The 13,983-nt window shown below is 73.5% G+C and carries 12 protein-coding genes; 3 read left to right on the plus strand and 9 right to left on the minus strand.

Annotated elements, in window-relative coordinates; all coding sequences use genetic code 11:
• Nucleotides 1-11 precede the first annotated feature (11 nt).
• The 5 genes from DEJ43_RS14900 to DEJ43_RS14920 all read right to left on the minus strand — a co-directional run bounded on the left by DEJ43_RS14900 (nt 12) and on the right by DEJ43_RS14920 (nt 5,023).
• On the minus strand, nt 12-1,079 hold the full coding sequence (locus tag DEJ43_RS14900; RefSeq protein WP_015034196.1) for an ArsR/SmtB family transcription factor: 1,068 nt from the start codon (nt 1,077-1,079) through the stop codon (nt 12-14).
• Between the two features lie 113 nt (nt 1,080-1,192).
• Nucleotides 1,193-2,377, minus strand: coding sequence for a serine hydrolase domain-containing protein (locus tag DEJ43_RS14905; RefSeq protein ID WP_106433717.1), 1,185 nt, complete (start codon nt 2,375-2,377; stop codon nt 1,193-1,195).
• Nucleotides 2,378-2,470: 93 nt separating this feature from the next.
• A complete protein-coding gene (locus tag DEJ43_RS14910) occupies nt 2,471-3,223 on the minus strand; it encodes an energy-coupling factor ABC transporter ATP-binding protein (RefSeq protein ID WP_071891336.1) in 753 nt (250 codons plus the stop codon).
• On the minus strand, nt 3,211-3,972 hold the full coding sequence (cbiQ, locus tag DEJ43_RS14915) for a cobalt ECF transporter T component CbiQ (protein WP_015034199.1): 762 nt from the start codon (nt 3,970-3,972) through the stop codon (nt 3,211-3,213). The genes DEJ43_RS14910 and cbiQ overlap by 13 nt, the downstream gene beginning before the upstream one ends.
• A 1-nt stretch (nt 3,973) precedes the next feature.
• Nucleotides 3,974-5,023, minus strand: coding sequence for an energy-coupling factor ABC transporter permease (locus DEJ43_RS14920; protein WP_041662496.1), 1,050 nt, complete (start codon nt 5,021-5,023; stop codon nt 3,974-3,976).
• A 137-nt stretch (nt 5,024-5,160) separates the two neighbouring features.
• Here DEJ43_RS14920 and DEJ43_RS14925 point away from each other — a divergent pair, with 137 nt between their 5' ends.
• Nucleotides 5,161-5,523 (plus strand): SsgA family sporulation/cell division regulator, encoded by a 363-nt coding sequence (locus tag DEJ43_RS14925; RefSeq protein WP_015034201.1) that lies wholly within the window; start codon nt 5,161-5,163, stop codon nt 5,521-5,523.
• A gap of 52 nt (nt 5,524-5,575) precedes the next feature.
• Here DEJ43_RS14925 and DEJ43_RS14930 read toward each other — a convergent pair whose 3' ends face one another.
• On the minus strand, nt 5,576-7,729 hold the full coding sequence (locus tag DEJ43_RS14930; RefSeq protein ID WP_041662497.1) for an MMPL family transporter: 2,154 nt from the start codon (nt 7,727-7,729) through the stop codon (nt 5,576-5,578).
• Between the two features lie 106 nt (nt 7,730-7,835).
• Nucleotides 7,836-8,408, minus strand: a complete 573-nt coding sequence (locus DEJ43_RS14935) for a TetR/AcrR family transcriptional regulator (RefSeq protein WP_015034203.1) — start codon at nt 8,406-8,408, stop codon at nt 7,836-7,838.
• Nucleotides 8,409-8,638: 230 nt separating this feature from the next.
• Here DEJ43_RS14935 and DEJ43_RS14940 point away from each other — a divergent pair, with 230 nt between their 5' ends.
• On the plus strand, nt 8,639-11,941 hold the full coding sequence (locus DEJ43_RS14940; protein WP_015034204.1) for a S41 family peptidase: 3,303 nt from the start codon (nt 8,639-8,641) through the stop codon (nt 11,939-11,941).
• Nucleotides 11,942-11,992: 51 nt separating this feature from the next.
• Here DEJ43_RS14940 and DEJ43_RS14945 read toward each other — a convergent pair whose 3' ends face one another.
• Nucleotides 11,993-12,490, minus strand: a complete 498-nt coding sequence (locus DEJ43_RS14945; protein WP_015034205.1) for a GNAT family N-acetyltransferase — start codon at nt 12,488-12,490, stop codon at nt 11,993-11,995.
• Nucleotides 12,491-12,584: 94 nt separating this feature from the next.
• On the opposite strand from DEJ43_RS14945, the gene DEJ43_RS14950 reads away from it, so the two are divergent.
• Nucleotides 12,585-13,658: a barstar family protein gene (locus DEJ43_RS14950; protein ID WP_015034206.1), complete on the plus strand. Its 1,074-nt coding sequence runs from the start codon at nt 12,585-12,587 to the stop codon at nt 13,656-13,658.
• Nucleotides 13,659-13,739: 81 nt separating this feature from the next.
• Here DEJ43_RS14950 and DEJ43_RS14955 read toward each other — a convergent pair whose 3' ends face one another.
• Nucleotides 13,740-13,919: a hypothetical protein gene (locus DEJ43_RS14955; protein ID WP_106433847.1), complete on the minus strand. Its 180-nt coding sequence runs from the start codon at nt 13,917-13,919 to the stop codon at nt 13,740-13,742.
• Nucleotides 13,920-13,983: the final 64 nt, after the last annotated feature.

Raw genomic sequence — 13,983 nt, forward strand, 5'->3', positions numbered from 1 at the left:
TGCTACGTGTTTCAGATGGATTCGTACGAAGGCGCGTCGACCCTACGCCCGTTGTCGAGCTGCCGGAGCAACACGACGCCCGCGCCGTCCAGTTCGTACAGCACCCGCACCCCCGCCCGGTTGCGCCGCACCACGCCCGCGGCGACCAGGGAGGTGAGGTGTTCGGAGACGGTGCTCGGGGCGAGCCCGAGGGTCGCCGCCAGGTCCGAGGTCGTCGTCGGCGCGACGAGAGCGCGGACCACCCCGGCCCGGCTGCGGCCGAGCAGGATCTCCAGACGGTCGCCGACCGCCGGCCCGGCGGCCCGCCCGGCCGGCCGGGGGCCCGGCCGGACCTCGCGGGCGAGTACGGCGGCCCCCTCGGCCTGGTACGACACGGCCGTCACACCGTCCGGGGCGGCGCCGACGAGGGACACGCCCCGGCCGAACACCAGCGGGACGAGGACGAGCCGGGAGGCACCGGACGCCGCCACGGGCCCGCCGGGGGCGCCGTCGTGCAGCCGCAGGACGCCGCCGCGCCGGGAGACCGGCCCCCGCAGGCCGCCGAGGAGCTTCGCGGGGCCCTGGGTCGCGAGGACGCGGGCGCGGAGCACGATGTCGTCCTCCGTGACGGCCCGCAGGGACTCCTCGACCGGGGCCAGGGCGGCCCGCCAGTAGCGCGGCAGGAAGGAGCCGAGTTCGGCGAGCCGCGCCCCGGGATCCGCGTACAGCGGGCGTACGTCGACGGGCACGCCCTGCGGGAACCACCGCTCCAGCTCCTCGCGCACCCGGTCCGGGGAGACGGTCCGCAGCTGGGCGATCTCCTCGGCCAGGCCGGTCCGTCCGGCCGGTGGCGGGACGGGCAGGAGGAAGGTCGGCAGGCCCCCGCCGGCGGCCCGCTGGAGACGGACCAGCCAGCCCGGCACGGTGAGGCCGGCCCTCGTCAGCGAACGGCGGGCCGCCCGGCCCCAGTCGGTGTACGGCCAGGGCGTGAGCCCGCGGTGCGCGGACAGCAGCCCGATGCTGCCGAGCGTCTCCCAGAGCCTGCTGTCGGCGATCCGAATCGTTCCGTGGTCGGACGTCGGTAACGGAATCTCGATCACATGCGCCCCCGTGCGCCTGGTCCACCGAGCGGTGGAGCGGCCACACGGTACCGGCCGGGTGATCGACGATCCGCGCGTCGGACGCGCAGAATGTCAGGTCCGGCCCGGGGCCCTCAGGCCCCGTCGAGGGACGCGCGCACCGCCCGTACCAGCGACTGGGCGCGCGGGTCCGCCGTGACCGTCTTGCGCATGCCGTTGGTGACGTACCCGAAGCCGATCCCGGCGTCGGGGTCGGCGAAGCCGAGCGAGCCGCCGCGGCCCGGGTGGCCGAAGGAGGACGGGCCGAGCAGCGGGGAGGCCGGGCCGTGCAGCATGTGACCGAGGCCGAACCGGGTGCCGACCAGCAGCACCTTGTCCGCGCCCGCCGACTCCTCGGTCCGGGCGAGCGCGAGGCTCTCCGGGGTGAGGAGCCGCGCGGCGCCGTCCACCGGGCCGAGGACGGCCGCGTAGAACCGGGCGAGGGCGCGGGCGGTGGCGACGCCGGCCGAGCCGGGGAGTTCGGCGGACCGGTAGACCGGGTCGTTCTCGTCGGGCTTGGGGTCGATGACCCCGAAGGCGCGCCGGGTCAGGGAGTCCGGGTCCTGGTAGGCCTCGGTGACGGAGCGCTTGGGGCGGAGCTTGAGCGCTCCGCTGCCGGGCGGTTCGATCTCCTCGACGGGCCCGAGCCGGCCGACCCGGTGGGCCTGCGCCGCGGGGAGGCCGATCCACAGGTCGATGCCGAGGGGGCCGGTGATCTCCTCCGCGGCCCAGTGGCCGATGGTGCGGCCGGTGACCCGGTGGACGAGGCCGGAGAGCAGCCAGCTGAAGGTGTGGGCGTGGTAGCCGTGCGCGGTGCCGGGCTCCCAGACGGGCGCCTGGGCGGCTATCGCGCGGGTCGCGGTCTCCAGGTCGACCGCCTCGGCGAGGGTGAGCGGCCGGTCGAGGACGGGCACGCCGGCCCGGTGCGCGAGGAGCTGCCGTACGGTCACGCGGTCCTTGCCGGCCGCCTTGAACTCGGGCCAGTACGCGGCCACCGGGGCGTCCAGGTCGAGCAGCCCGCGCTGGTGCAGGAGCAGGGGGACGACGGCGGCGACGCCCTTGGTGGCGGACCGGACGACCTGCGCGGTGTCCTCGGCCCAGGGGGCCTCCCCGGCCCCTTCCCCGGTGGCGTCCCTTGTTCCCGCCCAGAGGTCCACGACGGGCACGCCGTCGTGGTGGACGGCGACGGCCGCCCCGCGCTCGCCGCGCTCCTCGAAGTTGCGCAGGAACGCGTCCCTGACCGGCTCCCAGCCCGCCGCCACCGTGCCCTGGACGTCCACGTCCCCACTCCTCACTCGCCGATCCGACCCTCCATGGTGCAACGCGGAGGTCGCGGGTCCGATTCCGGGGCGCCGGACGGGCGGGGGCGGGTCTCAGGCCACGGAGCTCGGCACGAAGCCGAAGGGCAGCTCGAGACGGTGCCGGGCCATCAGTTCCCCGTCGGCGAGGATCTCGCCGGTCCGCCCGTCGGCGGCGATGACGCCCTCGCTGAGGATCACCGCCCGCGGGCAGAGCTCCAGGGCGTACGGCAGGTCGTGGGTGACCATGAGGACGGTGACGTCGAGCGAGCGGAGGATGTCGGCGAGTTCGCGGCGGGAGGCCGGGTCCAGGTTGGAGGACGGCTCGTCGAGGACGAGGATCTCCGGCTCCATCGCGAGGACGGTCGCCACGGCGACCCGGCGGCGCTGCCCGAAGGACAGGTGGTGCGGCGGCCGGTCCGCGTACCGCTCCATCCCGACCCGCTCGAGGGCCCTGCGCACGACGGCTTCGAGTTCGGCGCCGCGCACTCCCGCCGCGGCCGGTCCGAACGCCACGTCCTCGCGGACGGTCGGCATGAACAGCTGGTCGTCGGGGTCCTGGAAGACGATGCCGACCTTGCGCCTGATCTCGGCCAGGTGCTTCTTGCCGACGGGCAGCCCGGCGACCGTGACGCCGCCCGCGCCGCCAGTGAGGATGCCGTTGAGGTGCAGCACCAGGGTGGTCTTCCCGGCGCCGTTGGGGCCGAGGAGGGCGACCCGCTCGCCGCGCTCCACGGTCAGGTCCACGCCGAACAGGGCCTGGTGGCCGTCGGGGTACGCGTACGCGAGACCGCGCACGTCGAGCGAGGGGGCGGTCATAGGGTCCATCCCAGGAGGCAGATCAGGAGTGCGGTGAGCGGGAGCGCGGCGGCGTACGCCCACTGGGCGCGGGTCGCGGTGACGTCGTCGACGACCGGGATCGTGCCCGTGTAGCCACGGCTGACCATGGCGAGGTGGACCCGCTCCCCGCGCTCGTACGAGCGGATGAAGAGCGCGCCCGCCGACTTGGCGAGGACGCCCCAGTGGCGGACGCCGCGCGCCTCGAAGCCGCGCGAGCGGCGGGCGACGGACATCCGGCGCATCTCGTCGGTGATGACGTCGCCGTACCGGATCATGAAGGACGCGATCTGGACGAGCAGCGGGGGCAGTTTCAGCCGCTGGAGTCCGAGGATCAGCTCGCGCAGTTCGGTGGTGGCGGCGAGGAGCACGGAGGCGGCGACGCCGAGGGTGCCCTTGGCGAGGACGTTCCAGGCGCCCCAGAGTCCCGGGACGGAGAGCTCGACGCCGAGGAAGCCGGTCCGCTCGCCCGGCACCACGAACGGCATGAGCAGCGCGAACGCCACGAACGGCACCTCGATGAGCAGCCGCTTCAGCAGGAAGCCGGCCGGGACGCGGGCCTTCGCCGCGACGGCCGCGAGGAGTGCGGCGTAGAGGGCGAAGGCCCAGACGGCCTCGCGGGGCGTCGAGACGACGACCACCACGAAGCAGAGGACCGCGGCGAGCTTGGTGTGGGGGGGCAGCTCGTGGACCGGCGAGTGGGCGTGCCGGTAGAGCTTGTGCGCGTGCCCCGCTCCCACGTCAGGCCTCCGCGGCGGCGGACCTGCGACGGCGGACGACCCAGAAGGCTCCCGTGCCGACGGCGAGGGTCGCGCCGACGCCGATGACGCCGGCGAGGCCGCCGGAGAGGCGGGGGGCCTCGATGCCCTTCACGCCGTAGTCGGCGAGCGGGGAGCCGGCGGCGGCGTGGTCCTCGACCTTGCTGTCGATGCCCTTGTCGGCGGCGACCTTCTCCAGGCCGTCGGGGCTGGCGGAGGCGTAGAAGGAGACGAAGCCGGCGAGGACGAGCGCGGTGACGACGCCGCCGATCCAGAGCTTCCGCGGGGACCGGGCGGGCGTGGCGGCGGGCGCCGCGGCCGGGGCGGCGTCGACCAGCTCGCCGCCGACGCGGAGCTTGAGCGGGGCGGTCAGGCCGCGGGCGCCGTACACGAGGTCGGGGCGGACGGCGAGGACCGCGCCGACGGTCAGCATGGTGATGACGGCCTCGCCGATGCCGATGAGGACGTGCACGCCGACCATGGCCGTGAGGACCTTGGGGACGGGGACGTCGGTGGTGCCGCCGATCGCGTAGATGAGGGTGAAGGCGGCGGCCGCGGCCGGTACGGAGACGAGGGCGGCGACGAAGGAGGCCGCGGTCACGGAGGCGCGGGTGCGCGGCAGCAGGAGGACGAGGCCGCGGAAGAGCGCGTAGGCGACGACGACGGTGACGACGCCCATGACGGTGATGTTCACGCCGAGCGCGGTGAGGCCGCCGTCGGCGAAGAGGATGCCCTGCATGAGCAGGACGACGGCGATGCACAGCACCCCGGTCCACGGCCCGACGAGGATCGCCGCGAGCGCCCCGCCGAGGAGGTGTCCGCTGGTCCCGGCGGCGACCGGGAAGTTCAGCATCTGCACGGCGAAGATGAAGGCGGCGACCAGCCCGGCGAGCGGCGCGGTGCGCTCTCCTCCGTGGCCTTCGCCGCCGAGTTCCCGCCGTGCCCCGCGCAGGCTGAGGGCGACGGCGCCGGCGGCGGCGACGCCGGCGACGGCCGATACGGGGGCGTTGATGAATCCGTCAGGTACATGCACGCCCTGAATGATGAGCGCTTCTGCAAAGTACTTGCAAGAGCGCACAGGTCACAGAACAGCGGCGCATGGTTCGTGCGTACGCCGGGAAGGAGTGGGACATTAGTCGATAAGAGGACAAACCTGTGAGGAGCCCCCCGATGGCCGCCGCAGAAGACCCGGAAGTCGAGGACCACGCCAGGGGAAGGATCATCAGCGATGCCCCGCTGTCCCGGCCCGTCCCCGTCGACCTCCGTTACGACCCCGGGTTCTCCCCGGCGACCGTCCGCTTCGTCTTCCCCGGCGACATCGAGTGGTCCTTCCCCCGCGTCCTCCTGGAGACCGGCCTGCGCGCCCCCACCCGCCGCGGCGACATCGGCGTCTGGCCCTGCGGCCGGGTCCAGACCGTCGTCGAACTCCACAAGAACGACGGGGACGTCACGGTCGTCCAGTTCGACACGACCGCGCTGACCCGCTTCCTGAAGCACACGTACGCCGCCGGCGCGTCGATGACGACGAGCTGACGGCGTACGTACCGGGTGACCCGGGGCCCGGCCCCGGGTCACCCGGCGGGCGTCAGACCTTCACGAGGTCCGGCTTCGCCTGCCCGGGCGCGGTCTCGGCGAGACCCTCGCCCTCCACGTCCACGTTCGGCAGGAGCCGGTCCAGCCACTTCGGCAGCCACCAGGCCTTGTGGCCGAGGAGCGCGAGGACGGCCGGGACGATCGCCATCCGGACCACGAAGGCGTCGAAGAGGACCGCGACGGCCAGACCGAAGCCGATCATCTTGATCATCTGGTCCGTCATGCCGATGAAGCCGGAGAAGACCGCGATCATGATCACCGCGGCGGCGGTGACCACCCGGGCGCTGTGCCGGAAGCCGGTCACGATCGCCTCGCCGGGCCGCTCCCCGTGGACGTACGCCTCCCGCATGCGGGTGACGAGGAACACCTCGTAGTCCATCGCGAGACCGAAGACGACACCCACCATGAAGATCGGCATCATCGACATGATCGGGCCGGTCTGCTCCACCCCGAAGAGACTGCCGAGCCAGCCCCACTGGAAGACCGCGACGACGGCGCCGAGGGCCGCGACCACCGAGAGCAGGAAGCCGAGGGCCGCCTTCAGCGGGACGAGGATCGAGCGGAAGACCACGGTCAGGAGCAGGAAGGCCAGGCCGACGACGAGGGCCAGGTACGGCACCAGGGCGTCGTTCATCTTCTGCGAGAAGTCGATGTTCATCGCGGTGGCGCCGGTGACGAGCACGTCGTCGCCGGTGGCGCCGCGGATGTCGTGGACGAGGGTCTCGGTGGCACCGGAGGACGGCCGGTCCTTCGGGACCACCGTGATCATCGCGGCGTCGCCGGCCTTGTTCGGGGTCGCCGGGGTGACGGCGGCCCAGCCTTCGAGGCCCTTGATCGTGGAGACCGTCCGGTCGGCGGTCGCCTTGTCGCCGTCCACGACGACGAGCAGCGGGCCGTTGAAGCCGGGGCCGAAGCCGTCGGACAGCGCGTCGTACGCCCGGCGCTCGGTGGTGGAGGTCGGCTTCACGCCGTCGTCCGGCAGGCCCATCTCCAGGGAGGCGGCGGGCAGCGCGATCGCGCCGAGGCCGAGGACGCCGATGAGCAGCACCATCACGGGGCGGCGGATGACGAAGCGGGCCCAGCGGGTGCCGCCGTTGGGCTTGTCGCTCTTCTTCGCGGTGCCCTTGCGCTGCTTGCGGCCGATGACCTTGTCACCGGCGAAGCCGAGCATCGCGGGGATCAGGGTGAGCGCGATCAGTACGGCGATCACGACCGTGCCGGCGGCGGCGAAGCCCATCTTCGTCAGCATCGGGATGTTGACGACGGCCAGGCCGACCAGGGCGATGACGACGGTGAGCCCGGCGAAGACGACGGCGGAGCCCGCCGTGCCCACCGCGCGGCCGGCGGCGTCCTCCTTCTCGCGGCCCTCGGCCAGCTCCGCGCGGTAGCGGGAGACGATGAAGAGGGCGTAGTCGATGCCGACCGCGAGGCCGATCATCATCGCCAGGGTGGAGGTGGTGGAGCCCAGGTCGAGGACGTTCGCGAGGGCGGTGATCGAGGAGACGCCGATGCCGACGCCGATGATCGCCGTGAGCAGCGGAAGTCCGGCGGCGACGAGCGAGCCGAAGGTCAGGACCAGGACGATGCCGGCGATGACGACGCCGACGATCTCGCCCGAGCCGGTCTCCGGCATGGTCTGGAGGGCGTCACCGCCGACCTCGACGGTCAGCCCCTTGCCCTGCGCGTCGTGCCCGGCGTCGGTCAGCGCCTCGCGGGTCGCGTCGGTCAGCTCCATCGCGTTGACCTTGTAGGCGACGGAGACGTAGGCGGTGGAGCCGTTCTGCGAGACGGCCTGCGCGGTGTACGGGTCGCTGACCGAGACGATCTGGTCCGAGCCGGACCGCAGCGCGGCGACGGTCTCCTCGACGACGGCCTTGTGCGCCGGGTCGGTCATCTTCTGGCCCTCGGGGGCCTTGAAGACGACACGGGCGGTGGCTCCGTCGGCGCCGGCGCCGGGGAACCGCTCTTCGAGCAGGTCGAAGGCGCGCTGTGCCTCGGTGCCGGGGATGGAGAAGGAGCTGGAGGTCGCGGCGGGCGCGGTGGCGGCGCCGATCCCGGCGACCGCCAGGAGGGCCACCCAGAGAAGGGCGACGAGCCGTCGGCGCCGGAAGGCGGAACGACCCAGCTTGTAGAGGAACGTGGCCACGGGGGCGTACTCCCATTTCGTGGTGGGACAGGGCATGGGGAGCCGACCCGACGGCGTGAGCGGTGCGACGTCAGGGGGTGCGGTACTGCGGAGGTGCGGGGTGGCTCTAGACGCCGAGTGAGGGGAGCACGACGGCGTCGACGTAGGCGACGAGGAACGCGTGGTCGACCGGCTGATCCTCGATCAGCGGGCGGGCGACGAACGCACCGATCAGCATGTGCGGGACGAGCTTCAGCGCCGGGTTGCCGGCGTCGACCTCGCCCCTGCGGACCGCTCGGCGCAGCACTTCGTCGAGGCCGTTCATCTCGGGTTCGATGAGCAGCTCGCGCAGCGCCCGGTGCAGTTCGGGGTTGGTGTGGACGGCATGGGCCAGACCCCGCATCAGCGCGGAGTCCTTCTCCATCTGACAGTCGTCGGTCCGGTCCAGGAGTTCCCGGAAGTCGCCGCGCAGGGAGCCGGTGTCGATCTGCGAGAGGTCGGCCGGCTTGTTGTGGCGCAGCGCCCGGGCGACCAGCTCCGGCTTGCTCCCCCACTGGCGGTAGAGGGTGGCCTTGCTGGAGTGGGTGCGGGCGGCGACGGCGTCCATGGTGAGGGCGTCGTAGCCGACCTCGCGGAGGAGGTCGAGCACGGCCGCGTACAGCTCGGTCTCCCGCTCGGGAGTGAGCCTGCTGCGTGCCATGACGTGTCTCCGATCCGATCGCCTGAGCGAAACGACTTCGTACAGTACGAAGATACCCCCGCCGTCAGCGAAACGAAACCGTTTCGTACGTGTCCTGGGCCACACCCCCCGGCCACACCCCACTCCGACACCCCACGGCCACACCCCACCGTGACACCCCGCCCCACCCGCCCACGACTCGCCCACACGTACGAGTTGCCGCACCCCCTCCGCGCGGAAAGCATGAATGGGTGAGTGACGACGTCGCGTATCTCCGATTCCCGCACCTCCACGACGACCTGCTGTGCTTCGCCGCCGAGGACGACCTGTGGATCTCCCCCCTCGTCCCCGAGGGCCACCGCCCCGGCCGGGCCTGGCGGCTCACCGTCGACCGGACGCGGGTCGGACACCCGCGCTTCTCGCCGGACGGCCGGCACATCGCGTACACGAACTGGCGCAGCCTCGACCCAGAGATCCACCTCGTCCCCATAGAAGGCGGATCCGCCCGGCGGCTCACCTACTGGGGCTCCACCGACACCCGGGTCTGCGGCTGGACACCCCCCGACAAGGACGGCCGCTCCGACATCCTCGCCGTCTCCTCGCACGGGCAGCCCTTCTCGTACTTCTCCTGGGCCTACAACGTCCCCACCGACGGCTCCCCCGGCGGCAGACTGCCCTGGGGCCCCGTCTCCGACATCGCCGTCACCGAGGACTGCGGCGCGGGCGAGGGCGAGCGCCGCACCCTCCTCCTCACCGGAAAGCCGCCCCACGAGCCCGCCGCCTGGAAGCGCTACCTCGGCGGCGCCACCGGGCGGCTCTGGCTGCACGGCGAGCGGCTGCTGCCCGACATCGGCGGCCACCTCGACTGCCCCATGGCCGTCGGCGGCCGCATCGCCTTCCTCTCCGACCACGAGGGCATCGGCAACCTCTACTCCTGCCTGCCCGACGGCACCGACCTGCTCCGGCACACCGACCACGACGAGTTCTACGCCCGGCACGCCTCCAGCGACGGCCGCCGCGTCGTCTACCAGTGCGCCGGCGAACTGTGGATCGTCGACGCCCTCACCCCCGACTCCCGCCCCCGGAAACTGGAGGTACGGCTCGGCGGCCAGCGGGTCGGCCGGCGCCCCTACCAGGTGCCCGCCGCCCACCACATCGACGCGGTGTCCGTCGACGAGACCGGCCGGGCCAGCGCCGTCTCCGTGCGCGGCAGCCTCTACTGGCTGACCCACCGCGACGGCCCCGCCCGCACCATCGTCGACACCCCGGGCGTCCGCGTCAGGCTCCCCGAGATGCTCGGCAGCGGCGGCCAGGTCGCCTACGTCACCGACGCCGAGGGCGAGGACGCCGTCGAAGTCGCCTACCTGCCGCGCGCCAGCGGCGACCGGCCGCCCCGCCGGCTCGCCTCCGGCGAACTCGGCCGCGTCGAGGAACTCGTCGCCGACCCCGAAGGCGAGCGGCTCGCCATCGCCTCCCACGACGGCCGGCTGCTCCTCCTCGACGCCACCGAGGAATCCAACGGCGAGGTCACCGAACTCATCCGGTCCGTCAACGGGCCCGTCCGCGACCTCGCCTTCTCCCCCGACGGCGCCTGGCTCACCTGGTCGCACCCCGGCATCGGCCGCTCCCTGCGCTCCATCAAGATGGCCCGGATCTCCGGCCCCGGCGCCCGGACCGTCCTCGACGTCACCAACGGACGCTTCGAGGACGAGAACCCGGTCTTCACCCGCGACGGCCGCTACCTCGCCTTCCTCTCCTGGCGCGGCTTCGACCCGGTGTACGACGTCCACACCGGCGACCTGTCCTTCCCGCTCGGCTGCCGCCCCTACCTCGTCCCGCTCTCGTCCGCGACCCCGTCCCCCTTCGCGCTGCTCCCCGACGGGCGCCCGGCGGCCGGCGGCCTCGACCCGGCCGACGACGACACGGAGACCGGCGACGGCACCGTCACCGTCGAGATCGAAGGCCTCCCCGACCGGGTCACGCCCTTCCCTGTCGCCGCCTCCAAGTACTCGGCCCTGCACCCGGTCAGCGGCGGCGGCCTGGTCTGGCTGCGCTGGCCCATCTCGGGCGCGCTCGGCGAGACCTTCGCCAACCCGGCCGACACCTCCGGCAAGCCCACCCTGGAGCACTTCTCCATCACCAAGGCCCGCAAGAGCGAACTCGCCAAGGACCTCGACTGGTTCGCGGTCAGCGGCGACGGCACCCGGCTCGTCGTCGCCGACGAGGGCGACCTGCGGGCCGTGCCCGCCACCGAGTCCGGCGACGGCGACTCCACCGTCTACCTCGACCTGCGGCGCATCCTCCACGAGGTCGAACCCGGCGCCGAATGGCGGCAGGCCTTCGAGGAGGCGGGCCGGATCGTCCGCGCCTACTTCTGGGAACCCGACATGGGCGGCGTCGACTGGACGGCGGTCCTCGACCAGTACCGGCCGCTCGTCGAACGGGTCGCCTCCCCCGACGAGTTCGCCGACCTGCTCCGCGAGGTCATGGGCGAACTCGGCACCTCCCACGCGTACGTCACCCCCGCCCGCCGCAACGAGGGCCCGCCGCACTACCAGCGGCCGATGGGCCTCCTCGGCGCCAACCTCGTGCCCCGCGAGGCCGGGTGGACGGTGAAGCGCATCCTGCCCGGCGAGTCCTCCGACTCCAAGGCCCGCTCGCCGCTCGCCGGTACGGGCATCCGCGAAGGCGCCGTCCTCACCCATGTCGACGGCCGGCCCGTGGACCCGGTCACCGGGCCGTACCCGCTGCTCTCCGGCACCGGCGGCACCACCGTCGAGCTCACCTTCACCCCCGCCGAGGGCGAGGGCCGGGCCCGCCGCGTCGCCGTCGTCCCGCTGATCGACGAGCGGCCGCTGCGCTACCAGGACTGGGTCGCCAAACGCCGGGCGGTGGTACGGGAGGTCAGCGGCGGCCGCTGCGGCTATCTGCACATCCCCGACATGGGCGGCTCGGGCTGGGCCCAGTTCAACCGCGACCTGCGCATGGAGGTCTCCCGGCCCGCGCTCATCGTCGACGTGCGCGGCAACGCCGGCGGCAACATCAGCGAACTCGTCATCGAGAAGCTCACCCGCAAGATCCTCGGCTGGGACCTCACCCGCAACGCCCAGCCCGTCGCGTACGCCTCCAACGCCCCCCGCGGCCCGGTGGTCGCCCTGGCCGACGAGGCGACCTCCTCCGATGGCGACATGATCACCGCCGCGTTCAAGCTCCTCGGCCTGGGCCCCGTCGTCGGCCAGCGGACCTGGGGCGGGGTGGTCGGCATGACCGGCCGCCACCGGCTCGGCGACGGCACCCAGATCACCGTCCCGATGAACGCCGCCTGGTTCCCCGAGTACGGCTGGTCCCTGGAGAACCACGGCGTCGAACCGGACCTCGCGATCCTGCGCACCCCCCTCGACTGGGCCGAGGGACGGCACGCCCAGCTCGACGACGCGGTCCACGTCGCCCTCGCCCTCCTCGCCGAGAACCCCGCGGCGAGCCCCCCGGGCTACGAGTCCCTCCCGGACCGCTCCCGCCCGAAACTCCCCCCACGGGGAGGCACCGAGAACTAGCACCCGCCTGCGGACCGGGCCGGGCCGACGGGGCCGGGCTCGCGGCGTCCCCTAGGCCGCCGGGCCGAGCTCCAGCTCGTACGCGGTGCCCGGCTCCCCGTCGAGCGTCACGCCGCCCACGGCCCCGAACCCGGCCCGGGCGAGCACGGCGCTCGACGCGGTGTTCCCCAGTGTCACGAAGGCGGTCAGCCGCAGCAGCCCGTACTCCTCGACGGCCAGCCGGCACACCTCCCGCACGCCCCGGGTCGCGAACCCCCGCCCGGTCGCCTTCTCGGCGAGCCGGTACCCGAGTTCGGCACTGCCCGCACCGGCGTCCACGTCCACCAGGTTGACCCGCCCGACGATCTCCCCGCCCTCGGCGACCAGCACATGGAAGTGGATCTCCCCCGCCTCCTGCGCCTCGATCAACTCCCGGTGCCGCTCGTCGAACTCCTCGAAGTACGCGTCCCCCCGGTCGGGCACCCGCGCGGCGAAGTACTCCCGGTTCTCCCGCTCGAAGGCGAGCAGGGCGGGGGCGTGATCGGATCGCAGTCGCTCAAGTACGGCCATGAGCGCCACGGTACGAAGATCCGCCGGGCTCTGCGTACAACTTTTCGGTCCCGGGGGCGTCTGAGCCCATGTGGCACCAGAGGAACGGAACGACATGCGACGACGCCCCCTGTTCGCCTCCCTCGCCCTGATCAGGGAGGAGGACCGCCATGTCTGGGGCACCTGCGCCGAGGCGGAGGGCTTCTTCGGCGAGCCCGAGTGCGAGAGCTACGAGCTGCGGGGCTGGGTCCCGGAGCCGGCCGGGGCCTCGGCCGACGGGTGGCTCGGCAGTCGTGTCTGGCTGGTTCCCGAGGACCCCGGCGCCGACGCCTGGCTTCTGTCGGACGTGGAGGCCGCACCGGTGCCGGGCGGGGTCGTGGTGACGGGTGGGGACGACTACCTGGGGCCGCCCGAGGAGTACCGGGGGCCGGTCCGGTTGCACGACGGGCGCCGCTGGCTGGGCTCCTGCCGGGAGTTCGCCGCCGTCGAGCCCCCGCAGTGGCCCGCGCCCCCGCTCGTCCTGCGCGGCCTCGCGCCGGGCGAGGAGCTGCGGCGGGTGCTGACGGAGTCGGGCGGGCGGGAGGCTGTTCTGGAGAAGGCCGAGCTGGAGCTGCGGGACGGCCGGGGCGAGGTCCTCACCCACCGGTTGTTCTGGGCCGTCGTCCGCGGATGGGAGGCCTCCCCGCTCGGGGACGGGCTGATCGACCTCACGCTGGACGGGGGGTTCCGTCGCCCCGAGCCGCTCTGGGCCCGGGGCGTGTGGGAGCGGTGGCTCGCCGGGCCGCCGGAGGAGATCGGGGCCTGGGCCGGGCTCGACACCCGGCGCCGGGGGGCCTGGCACGACCTGGTGCGGGAGCGGGCGGCCCGGCGCGTCCTCGGGGACCGGCCGGCGGGGACGGCGTACGAGCTGGACGGGCGGCACGTCACCGACGAGCCGGGCCTCTGGCTGGCGCTCGGCGAGGCGGTGAACGGACCCGGCGGCTACTTCGGCGGGGACTTCCACGCCCTCCACGACTGCCTGGGCGGCGACTTCGGCTTCACCGCACCGGCCACCCTGACCTGGCGGAACGCCGACGTGGCCCGCGCGCACCTGTCCCGGGCCCTGGCCCCGGAGGGCGAGCCGTACGACCTGTTCGCGGCCGTCGTCGACGCCCTGGAGCAGGACGGGATGCGCGTCGTCCTCGCGTGAGGCGCCCCGGTCCACGCGGAGGAGGCGCACCCGGCGTGGCCGGGTGCGCCTCCTCGGCACAGCACGCGAAGGACGGACGCGTCAGGCGTCGTAGTCCTGGTCGAGACGGTCCTGGGCCTCCTGCTGGGCCCTGCGCGTCTCGTCGTCGGAGCGGCCGCGGCCCTTGGACGCGCGCTCGGACGCCTCGTCCTTCGCCTTGCCCATGGCCTGCTTGGCCTGCTGCTTCATCTGCTCCGACTTGTCCTTGAACTGGTCTGCCATGCCCATGAAGGTTCACTCCTAGAAGGGTGTGAGGGGGACGGAGGCGAGCTGCCTCCTGGGCCTC

The sequence above is a fragment of the Streptomyces venezuelae ATCC 10712 genome, from assembly GCF_008639165.1.
GTDB classification, from domain to species: domain Bacteria; phylum Actinomycetota; class Actinomycetes; order Streptomycetales; family Streptomycetaceae; genus Streptomyces; species Streptomyces venezuelae.

Excerpts from the sequence above, each read along its gene's own strand:
- DEJ43_RS14950 (WP_015034206.1), top strand. The coding sequence starts at position 12,585 with ATGCGACGACGCCCCCTGTTCGCCTCCCTCGCCCTGATCAGGGAGGAG.
- DEJ43_RS14925 (WP_015034201.1), top strand. The coding sequence starts at position 5,161 with ATGGCCGCCGCAGAAGACCCGGAAGTCGAGGACCACGCCAGGGGAAGG.
- DEJ43_RS14935 (WP_015034203.1), bottom strand. The coding sequence starts at position 8,408 with ATGGCACGCAGCAGGCTCACTCCCGAGCGGGAGACCGAGCTGTACGCG.
- DEJ43_RS14945 (WP_015034205.1), bottom strand. The coding sequence starts at position 12,490 with ATGGCCGTACTTGAGCGACTGCGATCCGATCACGCCCCCGCCCTGCTC.
- DEJ43_RS14910 (WP_071891336.1), bottom strand. The coding sequence starts at position 3,223 with ATGGACCCTATGACCGCCCCCTCGCTCGACGTGCGCGGTCTCGCGTAC.
- DEJ43_RS14955 (WP_106433847.1), bottom strand. The coding sequence starts at position 13,919 with ATGGCAGACCAGTTCAAGGACAAGTCGGAGCAGATGAAGCAGCAGGCC.